6 protein-coding genes are annotated in these 20679 nt (G+C 39.5%); all 6 read right to left on the reverse strand.

From position 1 onward, the window contains the following. Positions 1-11: 11 nt before the first annotated feature. Genes EC604_RS13120 through EC604_RS30265 form a run of 6 tightly spaced genes read right to left on the reverse strand, consistent with a single transcriptional unit; the run spans position 12 to position 20621 of the window. On the reverse strand, positions 12-929 hold the full coding sequence (locus EC604_RS13120) for a kinase (protein ID WP_240036847.1): 918 nt from the start codon (positions 927-929) through the stop codon (positions 12-14). Next, positions 907-8058, reverse strand: coding sequence for a non-ribosomal peptide synthetase (locus EC604_RS13125; RefSeq protein ID WP_161556924.1), 7152 nt, complete (start codon positions 8056-8058; stop codon positions 907-909). The genes EC604_RS13120 and EC604_RS13125 overlap by 23 nt, the downstream gene beginning before the upstream one ends. A gap of 31 nt (positions 8059-8089) precedes the next feature. Next, complete coding sequence (locus EC604_RS13130; RefSeq protein WP_205127930.1) at positions 8090-17104, reverse strand: aminotransferase class III-fold pyridoxal phosphate-dependent enzyme; 9015 nt, start codon at positions 17102-17104, stop codon at positions 8090-8092. A 12-nt stretch (positions 17105-17116) separates the two neighbouring features. Continuing rightward, a complete protein-coding gene (locus EC604_RS13135) occupies positions 17117-18319 on the reverse strand; it encodes an ACP S-malonyltransferase (RefSeq protein ID WP_123064608.1) in 1203 nt (400 codons plus the stop codon). A gap of 39 nt (positions 18320-18358) precedes the next feature. Next, entirely contained in the window at positions 18359-19396 is a 1038-nt protein-coding gene (locus EC604_RS13140) for a GntG family PLP-dependent aldolase (protein ID WP_123064609.1), read from the reverse strand. 10 nt (positions 19397-19406) lie between these two features. Next, positions 19407-20621: an ATP-grasp domain-containing protein gene (locus EC604_RS30265; protein WP_205127931.1), complete on the reverse strand. Its 1215-nt coding sequence runs from the start codon at positions 20619-20621 to the stop codon at positions 19407-19409. Between the last annotated feature and the right edge of the window lie 58 nt (positions 20622-20679).

Here is a 20679-nt window from a genome sequence, read left to right on the forward strand (position 1 = left end):
GGTGAAAACACTTATTTGTCCATCGCATTACTAATCGTAGAAACGGAATGAAATATTTTAACCTCTCCATAGACGTTTCTCAGATCTACATGGATTGCTTCTAATTTGTCTTTGTAATCAGTCTCATCATCGGAGAGTAAAATACCAATATACGTACCGCTGTGGGCGATGATAACACCCAATGCGTTATAGTTATTCGATATTTCAAGTAAGTGTGAGATACTTTGCTTTGCTAGCCTCTCTTGATTCAACAGGGCACTTCTCGTTGCAACCTGACCGATCGAATGCACATCTTGATTACAAAAGGCAAACTTTAACTGCATCATTAAATCTGTGTATTGGGTACGCTCTTCGATCGTAAATTCTTTTTTATTCCGATTATATTGGATCGTATCAATCTCCCCGCCTTCGTCTATGGCAAGTACCGTAAGTTTTGGAAGAACACCTAATTTTTCAAATAGTTCGACCTCTCTATGATAGAAAGCTACGACCTCCGGGTACATCACTCCATCACTCGGCTCAATATCTTTCATCACCTTCTGCAGTAGCTGTAAGGGAATCGTTATACCATAATAGGATTCAATCGACCTCGCAGTAGCTACCAGATCTGCAGATGAACTTGCTAATCCTTTTCCCACGGGTAAATCACTTTCAATACAAATCGTTCCACCTGGCGGCAGCTTGAATATGTTTAAAATTTCGGTTGCCAGTCTTGCTGATTTTTGTTTGAACTCCGGTATGACTTTCAATCGTGGGGTTGAATCAGGACAAAACACGACTTTAGTGAAATTTTGGATAGGGAAAGTAACCAAAAAATCCTGGTTACTCTCCACTGTCATGCCTTGTAATAACTCTCCAAAAGTACCATAAGCCATCCCAATTCCTATCTTTTCTTTGGATATTACATTATTTTTGAGATCCGATATCAATAGTCTCCCTCCCACCCTCTGCAGAGTATTCATTCCAATAAGTCATGATCATCTGAGCCAGTTCGTCTACGTGAGGTGGTAACGCCATGGTATTATGATCCCCAGGCACAAGGAATGTGCTTAACGTGCCTTTGGTTCGATGTTTCCAGTGGCTTGGATTAATTAGCTTATGAAGATGTTTAGATACCTCTTGTACATAAAATAACTGGAGATCAGAATTAATCGGATTGCCATATCTGTATTTCCTCATCGCTTGTCCCGCAGCTACCAACACATTCATTTTTTGTTTTAATTGTTTGGAACTCATGCCTACCGGCCAATCCTCACGTTTCCTTGCTTCATCCAGTAGTAGATTTAGTGCAGTCTCGCTATCTGTTCTGTCAAATTGGAGGGGATCTAGATCGAATAAAGTAGCAAAATACATAATTGCATCTTGCTCTGTAAATTCATCATAAATATTCATAGATTGGTCGAGAGGCTGAACATCAAATAAACCAATAAATTCAATCTTCTCACCCATCTTTTCAAACATTCGTGCCATCTCGTAAGCAACCATTCCACCAAAAGACCAACCAATCAGTTTATACGGACCAGTTGGGATCTTTCTTTTGATCTCTGTAACATAGAGTTCTGCCATTTCTTCTATGCTATCTAATGGCTCTTCATCCGATTCATAACCAGGGGCTTGAATTCCGTAAATACACTCTGACGTTCCCAATGAATTAACCAAATGGAAATAGTGAAGTATGCCTCCTCCTTGGGGATGGATCAGGATTAGTGGGCTTGTTGAACGATTCTCACCTTCTTGAAGTTGAATAAGATAAGAAGAAGCCAAATTTTGTTTTTCCCCGCCCAAAAGTGCACAAATACTTGCAATTGTCGGCTCTTTCAAAAGGCTAGCAAGACGTAATTCCGTACCAAATTCCGCGTTAATTTCATGTAATAACTGAATAGCTTTTAAGGAATGTCCACCAATCGAGAAAAAGTTAGTGGTGACACTAATTGGGTGGACTTTCAAAATTTTCTCCCAGATTTTTGTCATTTTTAACTCCTGCAGATCACGAGGAGGTACATAAGATTTATCATGTTGCAAGTCTATGATCATCGGTAATGATTTTCGATCTATCTTCCCGTTGGGTGTTAACGGTAATTTCTCGATTTCCCTATACAATACAGGCACCATGTATTCAGGAAGGGTTTGTTGCAAATGTTGCCGTATTGCCTGATGCCCAGGCCAAGACATGCCCGGCTGGAGTACAAGGTACGCGGCTAGCTGCGCTGCTTCACCTACTTGTACCGAGACTACAACCGCATTTTCAACGGCTTCATGTTGCAGCAGCTGGTGTTCAATTTCAGATAATTCAATCCGGTAACCTCTAATTTTCACTTGCTGATCTATCCGCCCCAAACATTCCAAAATACCTTCCGCATTGTACCTGGCCAAATCGCCCGTTCCATACATCTTGCCCTTTCCCGTAAACACATTGTCTACAAATTTCTCTTCCGTTAGTTCTCCCCGGTTCCAGTATCCATTCGCTACACCTTCTCCGCCGATATAGAGCTCACCAGCTACACCAATGGGCACCGGTTCCTTGCCGCGATCCAGTACATACATCTGGGTATTGGCAATCGGGCGCCCAATAGGAATCCTTCCTTCCTGTTCTCGGACATGGTGAATTGCCGACCAAATGGTTGTCTCGGTAGGCCCGTACATATTCCAAAGCTCCTTGCTTCGGGCCTGTAATTGACCAGCCAACTCTCTCGACCAGCTCTCCCCGCCGCACAGAATCTTTAATTCCGGGCTTCCTTCCCATCCAGATGCGAGTAACAACTGCCATGTTGACGGGGTAGCCTGCATCATGGTGGGTTCTTTTTCTTGGATTAGACGTGATAACGAGATGCCATCCGTTGCTGTCTCTCGGTCTACCAAGAGGACTCTCGCACCTGTTGTGAGAGGAAGAAACAGCTCCAATACACTGATGTCAAAAGAAATCGATGTTACGGACAGTAACCGATCTTCCTTACTCATCCCCGGCTCTTCGGACATACTTGTTAAAAAATTGCTCAATGCTTGATGTGAAATCTCCACACCCTTAGGTTTCCCTGTCGAACCTGATGTGTACAAAATATAGGCTAATCCTTCTGGCTCAGAACGATCCACGATGGCACTCCCTCCGGTCATCGCGGATGATGCCAACCGAGTCTGTACATTCAAGCTTGGAATGTCATGGGATTCCCACGTTCCCGATGTTGTATTATCAACAAGTAACAACTGGGCGTCCGAATCGGCCAACATATACGCTAAACGTTCTTGCGGGAAATACGGATCTAGAGGCACATAGGCAGCCCCGGTTTTCCAGATAGCCAGAAGTGATACAACCAGATTAGCAGAGTTCCGCATACTGACAGCTACCTTTGATCCTCGGTTCATACCTTTGGCACACAAAGCAGACGCACACTGATCGACTTTTTGGGCAAGTTCCTGATAACTAAACTGCTCCTGATGATGCTCTACCGCAATGCGGCTTGGATAGTGCTCAACCATCTCTTCAAAACGCCGGATTGCAGTATACCTGCCTGAATTTTTTCGCTCAGTTTGATTCCATTGATAAAGCTGTAGATCTCGTTCTTCACCAGTAACTAAAGGAATATGATCAATTTTGGTCGTTGGAGTTGTCAAAACAAATTCAACGATATGTGTAAAATAATTCATCCATCGACTTACCGTAGCTTCATTAAAGATATCCGTTCTATATTGCAACTCTAGTTTGAGTCCCTCCTTGACCTCAGTTGCCAATAAAGAGAGATCTACATCCATGTAATAATTTTTAGTCGAACGTAATTGGATGTTCATTTGATCCGTCAGAAGACCATCTTCTAATGGGATAAGTTGAAATTGACTATTGTATAGTGTAGGTCGATTAAAATCCCGCTCTAATTTCAGATCCTCAACCAATAAATTAAAAGGATATTCACTGTTTGAATAAGCCTCTATTGTCATATCTCTATTTTTCTTTAATACATCCAAAAATGACGGATCACCTTCAAAGTTCATTCGAAGGATTAAATTATTTACGAAAAATCCCACAACGTCTTCAAATTGCATTTGATGTCTTCCCGCCTCTGGTGTGCCAATAATCAAATCCTTCTGTTGGCTAAGCCTAGTTAGTAACACACCATATAGAGATAAAAGGGTCACAAATAAACTAGTGTTATGTTGTAATGACATTTTTTTAAATTTCTCTAGTTGAGCGTTAGGAATAAAGCCGTCTACCTGACTAGCGCTAAAATTGGAAGTAACCGAACTTGCGTAGTCAATAGGCATATTTAAAGTAGGTAGTTCCCCTGTCAATTGATTAAGCCAGTAGGTTCTCATACCTTGCAATTCTCCATTTTCAAATCGCTTATTCTGCCAATTCGCATATTCTTTATAATGGTACACAGTTGCATTCTTTACAGAAGGGAACTTATTATTCTTTTCATAAGACTCATACAACTCCATTAAGTCCTTAACGATAATCTGCCAAGACCAGTAATCACTTATGATATGGTGCATACTCATCCAAATAATAAAATGATTAACGGACACTTCGGTGACTTGTACTTTGAATAAAGGTCCTTGTTCTAAATCAAATGAAAAGCTCTTCTCTTCGCGTTCAATTTGATCAATCTTCTTCATCTGAGCAGTCTGATTCAGTCCTGAGATGTCTTCGAACTTCACCTCTATGTTCGCTTGGGCAGTAATCCGTTGAGCCGGAACCCCATCGTTGAGCACAAAGGTTGTGCGAAGCGATTCATGTTTATCTACCAAGGCTACAACCGCTTTTTGGAAAATAGCTTGGTTCATTTCCCTTTTAAAATCTAAAGAAACTAACATATTATATGAATGATTGTGTGGTTCTAACAAATTTAAAAAGTAGAGCCGATGTTGCGCGTTCGACATCGCATAGGATGTAGCTGGCTCTAGTTTCTCTATGCTTTGTTGCTCATGACCCTCAGTGGTGGAAGTTTGATTAAGAAAGATAGCAAGCTTCCGGATCGTCTGATGTTCAAAAAGAGACTTAATTGATACATCAATCCCTAAATGTTGTTTAAAACGCGAGCGAACTTGAATCGTTTTTAGTGAGTTTCCACCCAATGAGAAGAAGGGTGCCTCAACGCTGATTCTTTCTAGACCCAATACATCGAACCATATTTTTGTAACCGTATTTTCCCAATATCCCTCCGGGGCAACATAATGTTCCTCCGAAAATGAGTTATCCCCAATGAGAGGCAAGGCTTTCCTATCAATTTTTCCATTTTGGTTAAGAGGCATTTCCTCCAGTATCATCATTCGTTGCGGTATCATATAGACGGGTAATAATGCTCCCATGTAGTCTCTTAATTCTTTTTCACTAATATTGGAGTTTAAAACAAGATACGCTGCAATCTCATGTTCCCCATGATCCCTTGCTTCGGCAACCACAATGACTTGTCTTACCTCATCATGTTTCAGTAACACCGACTCAATCTCACCTAATTCAATGCGCAAGCCTCTAATTTTGACTTGAAAATCACTTCTTGAAATAAACATAAGCCTGCCTTCTGGCGTATATCTTCCCAAGTCTCCCGTTTTATAAAATTTTTGCATATCCTCTCCGTGCAGTTTATAACTAAAAAAGGCAGCACCTGTACGTTCGATGTCATTTAAATATCCTCTGCCTACTCCGATTCCGCTGATATATATTTCGCCGTTACATCCGATAGGAACCATCCGTTTCCATGAATCCAATACGTAATGCTTCATATTGGGGATCGGCTTGCCTAATTCAACATAATGGTCATTATGGTGATAATTCTTGTCAATAACGATATGGGACGTATCATCTGAACATTCAGTAGCCCCATATGTATTAACAACTTTCACATCCGGGTAGCTACTCTGCCAGCGTTGCAACAATGGAACCGAAAGGCCTTCTCCTGTTGAAATCATATAATGCAGATGTTCAAGCTTGAATTGGTTCTCTGTTGCACTTTGAAGAAATAATTCACTAATTGCAGGCACCATCTCAAGTACATTAACTTGGTATGTGCATACCGATTCCAACAAACGGAGAGGATCCATTGCAACCTCATTTGGATATATAATAACCTGTCCCCCAACCATAAGAGGGGCTAAAAATTGCCACACAGAGATATCAAAGCAGTGGGAAGCATTCTGCGCAACAATACTCTCTTCATTCAAACCCAACAAGTTGATTTTGGCATATAAATGGTTAAGCATGCCCTCATGTTCTATCATGGCTCCTTTGGGCTGACCTGTAGAACCCGATGTAAAAAACACATTTGCTAGATTGTTGTTGGTATGAATAACATTTAAATTATCCGTTGGAAAACGATAAAGGGGATGATCCCCCTCTATGGTTTCGACTACTGTTTGAATGGTAAGAAACTTTGGCCGTTCGCTCGAATCCTGAAAAACATCAAAATACCGGCTTTTCGCTTGATGATCAATAAGCATAATAGAAATATTTCCATTTTCCACAATATGCTGCAAACGCTTATCAGGATAAGAGATATCTAGTGGTACATACGCTCCTCCTGCCTTCATCACAGCAACTATACTTGTTAGCATTTCTATACTTCGATCAGCCCATATGCCTACTAGATCATCTGGCTTGAGATGTTGATCTCGAAGCCAACCTGCCAATCGGTTTGCTCTATCGTTTATCTCCTGATATGTCAGTGACTTCTCATTACATACGACCGCAATTTTATCTGGATATCTTCTTACTTGCTCTTCAATAATCTCATTTACCGTATGGCTAACTGAAAACGGAGCAATATTACTTTGATTAAAGTCATGCACTAAGCGTTTACGCTCAGTCTCTGGCAGTAAAGTTAACGTATCAAGACAATGATTCATTCCTACAACCACACTTCTCAGGATGGTTTGAAAATGAAGCATGATATGTTCTAGTTGTTCCAGTGATGCTCCGCTTGAATTATGAAATTCAATATTCCATTTCGTCCCCATGGTAATGAAGATTTCCAAAAAGGACTGGCTCTCCTTAAACAAAACACCATGTGATTTCTCTATAGATCGGTCATGATTAATCGTTAAATTTGTATCAAATAACAATCTGTCCTGTTGAGAAGAAGTATTATTTTTGACCATCGTAACTGTTGTACTACCGAAAGTTCTTATCGATTTCAATTGGTATTCCACATCTTGAATTACATCGATACACTTCTGACTGGAGTCCAATCTGACTTGTATAGGTAAAGAATGACTAAATGACCCTATCATCCCATCGGTGGTGGGGAATGTTTCTAAATCTGCTGTCAGAGTCGAGCCGCAAGCGACGTTTACATCTCCTGTATACACATGTAATGCGAGCAACCAGGCAGAGTACACTATGCTATTCAAAGAAGTGTTATGTTGACGGCTACACTCTTTAATCAAATCAACCAGATCTTCCGGAAGGTCTGCATTCATTTTTTTATATATACTTTGGTTTTCAGAACTTGATTGAGTCTCAGGCACTTGGAGAGCTGAAAAGGAGTATTGCCCCATCTTATCGGACCAATAATCCTGAGCAGGCTTCCCATCTTGCTCTGCTTCCCATTGAAGATAACTTTTTATATCCCCGTAACGTAAGTCCTTATCTTGAATCGCCTTCGCTTGCACCATCCATTTGTCAAATAAAAGCTCACAACTATACATATCTATGCTCAGAACATTAAATGTCCATATTAAAACCGTTCTCGCTTGTCCAAAGGTAAGGATAGCTACTCTATGCAAGGGTTCTTCGCTTATAAGAAACTCACCTCTGTACTCTTTTGCAACAAGTTCAATCTCAACCTGTTGATCTGCCAAAGATACAGCCTCTCTATCCATCCAATGCAATTCAATAGGTATCGATTTGAGTACAACTTGTACCGTTCTATTTTTTAAAGAACGAAAAATGGTTCGTAGTGCAGGTGAATCTTCAACCAATGTATCCCATGTCCTTTGGATTTGGCTTCTGTCTATATTCAAGGGGAGTTCGAATACAAGCTGGTTTACAGCATGTTGTTGTAAATACTCTTTTTGAATGTGAGATAATTCCAGAACTTCTGAAACATTTTCTTTCGATAGATAGTTCATGAAATAGATACACCCTCTGCCGGTAAATTTTTTAGTTGAACAGTTCCTGCAACAACGTATCATCATTTAACTTAACTTGTGATAACCTCATGCTCGGGGAATTCACCATTTGATCGAGAACTTGCTCCATCTGCTCAAAAAAATTCTGGATCGTATCTGTACAAAATTTAGTGTGGTTATAATAGATTTCAAACAAGAGTTGATCATCATTATCAAACAAATAAATCAACAAATCTAATTTTGTTTTTTCATTGTGATCCATTTCATAATTACCAACCGTGATATCCATTCCCTTGGTCTGAAACTCATCCAAGTTGCAGAATCGAATATCAATCTCATCGTTCTGAAGTTTCGTCGTATGGGCATTTTGTCCGATCAGACATACGGAGTATAACGACTTAATCTGGTCATGCATAACATACTGATCCTGCATAACCAAATCAAAAGGATACTCTTGGTTCGTGTATGCTCCAACACATGTATCTGCGACTCTTTGTAGAACATCTTGCATTGTTGGATTTCCAGATAACTCAGTACGCATAGCAACCGGATTAATGCATAAACCGATCATGCCTTCCAAGTCTGGATGTGTACGGCCAGAAAGAGTCGATCCTATCGTTATGAGAGTTTCATCCGTTACATGAGCCATCCAGATTTTCAAAGCAGCGAGGACTGTAATAAAATTGGTAGTTCTCCCACTTGAAACGTTTAAATCATATATTTTTTTAGTCAATTCGGGTGTGAGGGTGTATCTGCATATCTCTGAGATCGTTTCCTGTTCTTTTATCTTCTCCTCAGAATCGCCTGGCAATTGAAGGACAGGGGCAGATCTCTGCAACTTTTCTTTCCAATATTCCCTCTGTTTCTCAACTCGTTTAGTTGTAATTTGCTTATGCTGCCATAACGAAAAATCTGCATATTGACGAGGTTGAGCTATTTTATGAGGATCTTCTCCTCGAATTAAAGAGGAATATATTTTGAACAAGTCATTCAAAAAGGCATAATGGGACCAGCCATCATGACCAATATGATGTACTGATAGCAAAAATATAAATTGTTGATCAGCTAAATGATATAATTTCATACGGTAAAAGGATTCCACGGTTAAATCAAATTCTGTAATTTTCTGTCTCTGTGCGTCTTCAGCAATACGCTCACGCTGTTCCTCATCTGAATAATGAGCCAGATCTGCGTACTCAAAGGGAACCTTCAAAAGATGATGAACTTTTTGATAGAATACTCCACCTACTTCGGAAATTGTGGTTCTCATGATTTCATGCCGCTCAATTAAGATGTTTACAGCCTGCTGAAAAATCTCGATATGCAATCCATTTTTAAATTCATACAGATATACGTCGCCGTATGCATGCCCAGTAAACTGTGCCCTAAACCACACTCTTTCTTGAGCGTTCGAGAGAGGATAACAATGGGGTTCAAGTAATTTATTTTCATTTTCCGCCAAAAGTATATCTCTACTAGGGATAGGTGTATATTCTGTTCGATCGGAGCCTTCGCAGTTTTCAATATATCTACTCATTGCACGAATGGTTGTAGAAATAAACAATTCACTTAAAGGAATAGATATATTAAATTCTTTATGAATTCGAGAGAAAATCGTTGTGGCTTGTAATGAATTCCCCCCGAGTTCAAAAAAACTATCGTGTACTCCAATCTTTCTAATGGATAAAATCTCTTTCCAAATTGCAGTTAATTTTTCTTCAGTAATCGATATATTTTCCGAGTTTGATTCAACTGCTTGAACGGAATCATCCTGTTGTGATATGCAGCTATTTAACGTGTGCTCCTTAGAAACTAACGCCTTCATCCTGTGCTCTAACTCGTGGTCAATGATAATGTTTTCTAAATGCGAATCTTCGTTTTCCGTGATTTTGGAAACAAGTTCATTAAAATAACTCACCCACAGATCTATCTCATGCTCCTGAACAAGCTGTGTATTTACATCTAATTCACACCAAAGCTCTCCGTTTACGTCCATCACATTCATGAAGAGATCATATTTGGAGTACTGAATTGGAGTTGGAATGAGTTTAACATCCAGATCATGCAATTTTGTTTTTGAAATCGGCCTGTCCATGTTAAATAAAACATTTAATTCAGGTACATGATTAAAGTTTAATGAGTCAATAAACATAGAGAATGGGAACTTCTTCACGTCTTCTAGTTCCTTTATCGCTTCTTTGAGGGATGCTAAATAATCCCTAAAAGAGCCTCCCTTGTTTACTTTACTGACCACCGGTAGAACGCTTGCGCAATTCCCAATCAAATTGTAATTTTGCATTTGTGCCTGACCAGACACAGGGATACCTATAACAAGTTTTGAATAGCCTGTTAAACGATGGACAAAGACTTTATATACAGCAAATAAAGTAACAAAAAGACTGTTCTGAGAGTGAATACTCAATTTTCTGAGTTTGTCAGTTACCGATTTTTCCAATTTGAAATGAATCCTTTTACCCTGAAATTCTCTCTTTAACATGTCTTCGGTAATCGACGGAATGACAATATTCTTAACCGGTTCTGCAAAAATTGATTTCCAATACTGTACTGCCTTTGTATGTTCTAAAGTATTAAACTGCTTCTCACGCCAATCTAGATATTCTCTAAATTGACCCGGCGCAGGTAATTCAATAAGATCATGTTCATGGCTGCAATACGCGCTATACAACTTATGAAGTTCGTCTACAACGACAGAAATGGACCAGCCATCGGCAATAATATGATGAAAAGACATAACAAAAATATGATAATTTTTTTCCATTTTAAGCAAGTGGTATTTCGTCAGCGTAGAGTCTGGACTAAGTTCCATCTGGTTCTCACTCTCTTTAGCCATCCATTCCTTAAATACGAGATCTTTCGCTGTTCTTAGGTCTGCTGTAAGATCTGTGGTATTAATCTCTACATTTTTATCTGTTAAGACCATTTGTTGCTCTCCACTGTGGTCTATAACGGTTCGAAGCGCTTCATGTCTACCCGTGATGGTCTGGAGGGCCTTCGTTAACTTCTCCACATCTATAGAACCCTTCAATTCCAGAGCTACTCGTTCAGTAAACGCAGCAGACTGGTGCTGCCTTGCTTTGGATGCAAACCATAATTGTTTTTGTTCACTTGTAACGGGGTAAACTTCACTTGTTTTTTCCACTTCCCTTAGTGGACTGTCTAGGTCAGGCTGGTGTTGAAAGAACGTATTTCTTTTTAGCTCATATATACTCATATATACAGCTCGCACAATTTTATTTATATCCTCTTCAGTATGTGCTGTTGATAAAAAGCAGTTACGCCCCTCCCAAATGTATACGCCGTTTTTGATCATTAGATAATAGAACAGTTCAATATCCACAAACGATACAAACCTGAAGAGTGATCCACAGTTGACCATATGAATAGGAACGTTTTCTTGTTTAAAGAACTCGTTCAAGGTATGCATAAGTTTATTGGTGCGTTCGTTTAATTCCCTTTGCAGACCCGGCCCTCTGTCCTTTAAGTACTCTAACGTTTTCAATGCCGCCTTCATTGTTATCGGATGAGTACAGAATGTCCCGCCTACAAATGTTTTGATCTCAGCATGAGGCGGATAGGAATCATCCCCAAATTCCCAATATCCTCCATCTACTGCATCCAAATATTTTGATTTTCCCGCAACGACACCGATTGGCATCCCACCACCAACAACTTTTCCATAGACAGCGATATCAGCTTCGATATCATACCATCCTTGGGACCCCCTAATATCAATCCGAAAACCCGTGATAACTTCATCAAAAATCAAGGCTATACCAGACTGCTCTGTTAAGGTTCTTATCTCTTGGATAAAGGCCTTAGGTTGTAGATCGGGTCTGCGGCTCTGGATTGGTTCTACTACCACTGCAGCAATTTCATCTTTATATCGCTCTAAAACTTCTAACGCATGGGGGCTATTATAGTTTAGGATGAGAACATCCTTTAAGTAACTTTCAGGGATACCCGGGGCCATCGGCAACGCCTCTCCATCATCTGCATTCATATCGGCAACGCCAAGAACTCCGTCAAAGGTTCCATGATATGATCCAGAGAATAGCACTATTTTGGAACGTCCACTCTGTGCTCTAGCCAATCGGATAGCCACCATAATCGCTTCAGTTCCAGAATTATAGAAAGCAACCCTTTCACATCCTGTTATCTCTCGTATTAGCTCGGATACCTGACCAGCTATATTAGACATAGGCCCAAGAGGAGCGGGTTGGCTGCTAATTTCAATTTTCAACTCATCTGTTATAAATGAGGGATTATGACCAAACAAATTCACGCCAAACCCCATCGTAAGATCAATGTATTCATTACCATCCAGATCCCATAGTCTCGAACCCATTGATTTTTCTGCAATCACGGGGTATACCATTTCTTTCATATATGAACGAAAACCTGAGGCATTACGATTATTAGCATGTACTTTTCTATAAGTCTGTGTATATTTTTTAGACTGCTTTGTTTTCTTGGTATATTCTTCGATGAAAGAATCCATAAAGTGCTGCTGCTCTTTAGACAGACCACTTTCGGAACGAATAACAATAGGTTGGAATGGTACAAATACCTTTTGTTTGGGTTGCAGATCAGCATGAAGCGTAGTATCTCTATGCTCCTTAATATGTTCAATGCTTATTTCTCCGCGATCACTGTTGCTGTTCATCGAAACAGATGTTGAAACCTGTTCTACAGCACCACCCTGTTCCATTCTCATTAGATCTAATTGTTGAGTGAAAATCTCATTTAAATTTTTCTGGTGATTATTTAACAGATTAATTTGCTGTTCCATAATACTTAAGAAGCTTGAATCAGTTGAGCGACTTGCCGGTGCTGATCTAATAACATTTTTCGGAGTTATGATTTGAGATGCTTCTTTTGAGTGTTGAACATCATCTGATTCCATCAATGGAGCATGCTCCATAATATATTTATTTAACTTGTTCAAACTAGTAACGGATTCAAATAACAAATTTACGGGAATATCTACTGAGAATTGTTTCATGATACTGATTTTGACTTGATTCAACATAATAGAGTCGATACCCATCTCTAAGAAATGGGAGTCTGTGTTGATCTCATCCCTGGAGAATCCAGTTATTTTTTGAAATATATCTTTAAGAAGCTCTCTATGATCCGCAGTATTTTTTAATGTTTTTTTCACACTTCGATCCTCCTCCACCACGGCCTCATTACGAACCATCTTCTCTCTTGAAGTTTCAGTTCGTTCTACCCAGCATCTCTTTTTCATGAACGGATACACAGGCAGCGGCACTTTGTTTGGTTTGGAATCTCCTTTAGACAAGTCGAAATTTGCACCTTGGATATAGCATTCACGTAAGATTTCTATATCTTTTTTGTTTATTGGAGTCCGGGTGTCATATTTGCCTAAGATCTCGCTTGCTTGTTTAGAAAAATCCTGAATAAGTGATTGCTCATCCACATGTTCTTTTGGAATGAGTCCTCCTGCAATTAGAACTTCTGTTAGTTTCGATCTCAACTCTTCAAGTGTGCGCGCGACAATACCGATCCGCAGTGGGAAATGAGTTCTACCTATATTAGCCGTATAACAAATTTCTTTTAGTGTGTAATTAACATTACACGAAAGAAATTCCGTGTATTTTTTCACCAATTCGTACAACGAGTCATGAGTCTTAGCTGACAAGGTAAATAATTGATAGTCGTCTACTTCAGTGGGAACAGGCTGCTCCAGGCGGTTGTATTCTTCCAAAACAACATGACAATTCGTACCACTGAACCCAAACGAACTTACTCCACTGCGTCTAGGGATGTTATTCGTTTGCCAATTTGTTAAATTTGTCGGAACGTACAATGGAGTACCCAAGAAATGAATGTTCCGGTTAGGTTTTTTAAAATGGGTTAGTGGCGGTATTTCTGTATGCTGCAAACAAAGGATGGTTTTAATTAGACTGGCAATACCCGCTGCTTCATAAAGATGTCCAATGTTGGCCTTGACTGATCCAATTCCACAGAACTGTTTGTTGGAAGTATGTTTCTGGAACGCATGACTTATCGCGTTAATCTCTATAGGATCACCTAAAGGAGTACCTGTACCATGCGTTTCAATATATGAAATGGTCTCTGGTTCAATCTCAGCGTTCTGCCACGCTTTTAAAATAAGATTGGTCTGAGATTCTGTATTAGGAGCGGTCATACCTACGGTTGCTCCGTCCTGATTAATTGCACTTCCTTTGATCACTGCGTGGATATAGTCCCCATCCGCAACGGCTTGCTCCAACGACTTTAACAAAATAGAGGCTACTCCTTCTCCAGTTCCCGTACCATCTGAATCATCATCGAAGCTTCTAGCTCGATCGTCTGAGGACTCCATACCAATCCCTGACTTGATTGGGAGGAGAAGTGTCCTTACACCTCCAGCAATAGCCAGTTCACTCTCGCCTCGTATAATGCTTTCACATGCCATATGCACAGCTACTAGTGAAGAAGAGCAGGCCGTGTCGATTGTTATTGCTGGCCCTTTAAAATTCAGTAAATATGAAATTCGACCTGATATGATGGAAGAAAGGTTACCAACAGCATATTGTGCTATGGAGGCGTTATCACCTTCCATTACTAATTGCTCATAGGTTTGGCCGATTTTTGACGCCCCAACAAAGACACCGACTTGACGTCCGGATAGCTGTCCTCCTCCATATCCCGCATTTTCAAGGGTGTGCCAGGCCGTTTGTAAAAATAATCGTTGATTAGGGTCCATAAGTTCTGCTTCTTTGGGTGTCATTCCAAAAAATGAATAATCAAATTTATCGATTTCTTTGAGAAATCCTCCCTCAACAAATGTGAAATCGTTGTTCTTTCTATTAATGAACTGACGCGCATCCTTAGCTCTCTCCTCACTCAATGGACCGATCGCATCTTGCCCTGTAGCAACTATTCTCCAATATTCATCTAAATCAGCCGCTCCAGCAAACTCACCTGACATTCCAATGATCGCAATATCACTTTTCTTAAAGTGCGGGAGGTCATTAACTTCCTTTTGTCGCTTTGTTTTCGATTTAACATCTATTTCCTGACTTTCAGTACCTAAGAGGTAATTCGCTAACTGATTAATCGTTGGATACGAGAAAAAGTCAGATGTCGGAATAACGATGTTCAATTCATCTTCTACTTGAGTAGCAATTTCCGTTAATTGGATAGAAGTTGCTCCTATTTCAAAGAAACGATCATGTTTGTTTACATCATGGATCGACAATACATCTTTAAAAATCTTTACAAGTTTATTTTCGAATTCTTCAACTTGTTCTTTGGGACTTTTTTTGGCTGCTCGAGTTTCCTCATCGACTGCTTCATTGCTGGGTACAGATTGGGATTTGTACATACCACTAGAGTATTCGTCAGCTAATTTGTATCGCTGCACTTTCCCACTGGTCGTTTTAGGTAACTGCCGAACAGGTACCACATCTGTAATTTTCCATCCGGTCTGTTCATTGATATAGCCCTTTAATCGTGCAGCATATGCTGAGAAATCTTTGGAAGAATCTTTATGCACCACGAAAAGAATGATTTGATCTTCATTTGTCGTTGTGTCGTAAACACCACATGCAGCCACTTTCCCGAGCTCAATATTCTCGAATCCTTCAGCGACTCTTTCTATATCATGTGGGTATACATTCTGACCATTAACAAAAATAATATCTTTATATCTTCCAATCACATACAATTTCCTATCTACAAAAAATCCCAAATCCCCTGTTCTAGTCCAGCCATCTAACGTTTTGAGTTTGGCGGTAGCTTCCTCATTATGATAGTAACCCTGGGTCACATTTTTTCCTTTTATTTGAACATGTCCGTAGAACCGATCGGGGACTACAACATCGTTATCATCTGTGATCCGTAAATCGCAGTTCTCAAAAACAGTGCCCACATGAACCACTGATAAGCCTTCTTCTTGATCGTCAGTTACATGTATTGCGTTACCGATAGTTAGTAATTTTCTATGAAGTAACAACGGCTCGGACGTTAATTTCCCTGCTGAAACTCCCACCGAGGCTTCAGCTAGTCCATACGCTGCAAACATAGCGTCTGCTCTCAACTGATACGGGGCTAAACATTGCATAAAATTCATACTAACTTGATGCGCTATCGGCTCCGCTCCATTTAGAATAATTCTTAAACTTGAGAGATCCCAATGCTCTGCATTTTCTTTTTTGAATTTTGAAAACAAATACTTTAAACCAAAATTAGGAGATCCTGTAAAGGTTATTTTATGATCGCTAATTTTTTTCATCCATAACATAGGACGGCGAATAAACGTCGAAGTAGCAATCAGATGCTGATTCAGGCCACTAACTAAGGGCAAGAGATGATATACGATTAATCCCATATCATGTGTTAACGGCATCCATGATAACGTCGAATCTTTTGCTGTAATACCTAATTGGGTCGTAATATCTCTGATGTTATACATTAAATTCTGATGGGTTAAAACGACACCTTTAGGTGTCCCTGTTGATCCAGAAGAGAATTGAATAAACGCAATTTCTTCGCTTGTTCGGGATATACCAGAATGATGTGGCTCATGAGCTCTTGAATCTTTGTGCTCATAAAACAACACCCTCTCATGCATGCTCAGAGTATACGGATCAATAACCGATTTGGACAATAGTCTGTCCCATATCGATTGATCTGTGATTATGTACGGATTTTTGAGAGTCACCCAGACCTCGAATAATTTTTTTCTATGCTCGTTATTATTTCCTGTCGCCAAGGGAACAGGAATGATACCTCCAAGAATACATGCCCAGTAGTAGGTTACAAATCTGTTCATGTCCTTCTCTTCGAAATAAAGAACCAATTCATCATCAACGCTTACCCCTTTGCTATTGAGGAAGTCCAACGTATGAAGTGCTTCGAAATACAGTTGTCTATAAGAAATGAATGTTGTATCGCTGTCCCCATTGATGAAGTTAATACCGCGATCTTCGATCTCACTAACTCTTTTAAAAGCCTCTATTAAAGAAGTAGGAAAATTCATTTCAACAACTCCCACTGGAATTTTATTTTATGCATATTCTCTCAGCCATTTATTTTTGAAGTTCTCTTGTTCTTCCGAAGGAATATTTTTCAAAGCAAATACCTTCAATATATATTGGATAATTTGTCTATCACGATTTGAATTAAGGGGATCATTGTTCTTCAAATCATTTATCTTTTGATAGATTTTATGAATTTCATTATAATTCGCATCAGAAGAGTTATAGTTTTTCATCACCACACTGTGATCTAGTAATTGATTAATAGAAGAAAAATCAGGTCTAGTCCTCCCAAAATGATCATTCTGATTTTCCATCATCATTTTCACCTGATCAACGTCTTTACTTGTACAAAAGGATACATATGGGAAATGTTTCTTATCATCATCTATCATATTACCCAGCACTTTCCTCGGACCGATTTCGACAAATGCTTTCGCACCATATTTAATTATATTATCCATTGTTTCCTTCCAACGGACTGGTTTGGTAATTTGTAGAACAAGCATTTTTTTCAACGTATTCACCGTATGAGGAAGAGCGTCTATATTTGATAGAACTGGGAAATTCCCTTTGTTCACTTTTATATTACTTAATACATCAAACATATTATTCGCCGCATTTTGCATCGTATCGTTATGAAATGCGCCTGAGTTATTAATCACTTTATAGTGGATATTTTTATCTTTAAGATGGTCTATAAACATCTCTGTAGCTTCGATCGTTCCTGAAAAAACCTTATTTGATTTTGAATTATGACATGCGAGAGTTAAATTTTTCCAAAGTTTCTTTGTACGATCATAAATTTCTTCTAAATCTGAGTCATCGGAATGCATCACCGCAATCATTCGCCCAGGAAATTGTTCTGCAGCTGCTTGCATTAATTCGCCTCGTACTTTTACAATGTTTAAAGCTTCTTTGAAAGAGATGCATCCACTGCTTACCAGAGCGGCATATTCTCCTAAACTGTGACCAGCAGCTACAGAGGGACTCCATCCGATTTCTTGATGAAAAACTCGAAATGCTGCAATGCTGACAGCAAGAATCATGGGTTGTGCATCCCGAGTATTATCCAGGTTATAATCCGGCCTCCAGCATTTTGTTATATCCATCTTGATGATTTCACTTGCCTCATCAAGTGTCTGGTTCGCCAGGGAAAATGATGAGCACAGTTCCTTTCCCATACCTATATATTGAGAGCCTTGACCTGGGAAAATTAAAGCTACTGACATCGTATCCTCCCTCTTTCCTAGAAATCTATTTCCTACGTTTTATCCTGCCAATATAGAATGTATGATTTTAAGCGCTTTTTTGATATCCGTAGAGTTGATCCCTGAATGAGTAACCATTCGTATTCTGTTCGTGCCTAGTTCTGCTAAATTTAATCCCCTTTTTGTCGCTTCTTCGATAAAAATCTCTGTTGTGAGTTTAGATGCGTCAACACGAAAGAAGACAATATTAGTATCAACGTTTTCCGCTTCTAAGATCACTCCAGGTATACTGGCCAAGCCTTCGACCAACATCCTCGCATGTTCATGATCCACAGTTAATCTGTCCATGTATTCATCTAACGCAATTAACGCAGGAGCTGCTATGATTCCTGCTTGCCTCATACCTCCTCCCAACATTTTTCGAATTCGGTACACTTTATTGATAAACTCTTTTGAACCGGCAACCATAGAACCGATCGGAGAAGATAATCCTTTAGATAAACAAATTTGTACTGTATCTGCAAATTTTGTAATTTCTCTTGGTGCTACTCCTAATGAAATTGCTGCGTTAAATAGTCTTGCTCCATCCATATGGATTGGTATCTTTTTCTTGATCGAAAAAGCTTTCAACTCTTCAAGATACGATAGGGGCAAAACCTTTCCCCCCATTCGATTATGCGAGTTTTCAATACAAATTAGGGATGGAAGCGCGAATTGAGGATCGTCTACATCCTTAGGAAACGTTTCTTCCAAGTCTTGGATACGAAGTGTTCCATCGGACATGGTGGGAATTTTTTCGTACATAATACCGCCACATACGGATGCCCCTGCAGCTTCATAGATATAGATATCACTTTCATCCCCTACAAGGATTTTTGACCCCCTCACACAATGTGCCATAATCGATGACAAATTTGCCATAGTACCACTAGGCATCAATATGGAAGCTTCTTTTCCTAAGATTAAAGCAGTCTTCTCCTCCAGTTCTTTGACTGTAGGATCTTCACCGTACACATCGTCTCCGAGAGCTGCAGTTTGTATCGCTTCCATCATCCTTGATGTAGGCAGGGTAAAGGTATCACTTCTAAATTCAATCATATTCTGCTCCTTATCCATTCGAGATTAATGTTCTTTGGTCAGCGGGTAGTGGATCGACGGAATACGTTATCAACTGTTCGATTTGCTTTAACAATTGCTTTACTTCTTCATAAGAATTGCCGGCAACAATAACATGTCCAATTCTATGCGAGAAATTTTCAGGTACCTGTACAGCATCCCCTTCATTTACATAGACAGAGATACTTTTCACTTCGACCATCCCTTGAATTGCCTTCAGGTTATTAATGCTGCGCAAGATACCGGATTCCTTCACTGTTAGAAAATAGATTCCTGAGACTCCCAGATTCTCGTTCTTAAATTCTGGTTTTATACCCACAGAACAGAGAATCTGGCTATTCAGCAAATCTATGCCAGTAGAGTTTCTGACAAGCTCAGGTATCATACCTCCAGGCAATCGAGCATTCGTTTCGATAATATATGCCCCTCGATCGGTTAGTTTTATCTCAGTATGTGAGGCACCATATGTGAATTTAACGGCTTGAAGTGTGGAAGTGACCATATCTATAATGTGATGTTCCGTTTCTTTAGACATTTTGGCTGGGAATATATGCGCATGTTCGACAAAGTAAGGGCTTCCAGTTACCGTTTTCTCCGTAATCCCAATACACTCCGCGACACCATCCCATGAAAACATCTCAACACTAAATTCAGGCCCTTCGATATACTCTTCCACGAGTACAGTTTGTACCGTTCTTTGACCACGTCCATTGAACTCCATTTTCAAAATTTTCAGAGCATGTTCCTCTAATTCTTCCCATGAAGAACAGAGAAGTACATTATTGGATCCACTGTCATCTGCAACTTTACATACACAGGGAAATTCAATTTTCGATTGAAGTGAATACAACTCAAATTCTGATGTTATGATGTCGTATTTAGGTTGTTTCAAGCTGTAAGCATTGAGTTTTTCTCGAAAAAGAGCTTTATTCCGGCAAATATGTATTGAATCACGACTATTACTCTTCAGTTCAAAATATCCAGCCATTTCAGCAGCCGTTTCTAAGTAAAAATCACTTGTTGTCATAATTCCTACTATGGATGGGATATTCTCTTTCATCAGAGCCTGATACAAACTCGCTTTATCATTTGTCTCAGCCGTTATAACAGCACAAAGATCATGATTTAAATTACGATACATATCTGGATTTCTAGCCATTAATACAGGTTCGTAATTTAAATCCCTTGCCTTTTGCAATGCCTGCATTCCCGTTCCTGTTGTATTCGATTCAATAAAGACAAGACATTTACTAGCCTGATTCTTT

Origin of the sequence: Paenibacillus amylolyticus, assembly GCF_003719335.1 — a bacterium.
In the GTDB taxonomy this organism is placed as follows: domain Bacteria; phylum Bacillota; class Bacilli; order Paenibacillales; family Paenibacillaceae; genus Paenibacillus; species Paenibacillus amylolyticus_D.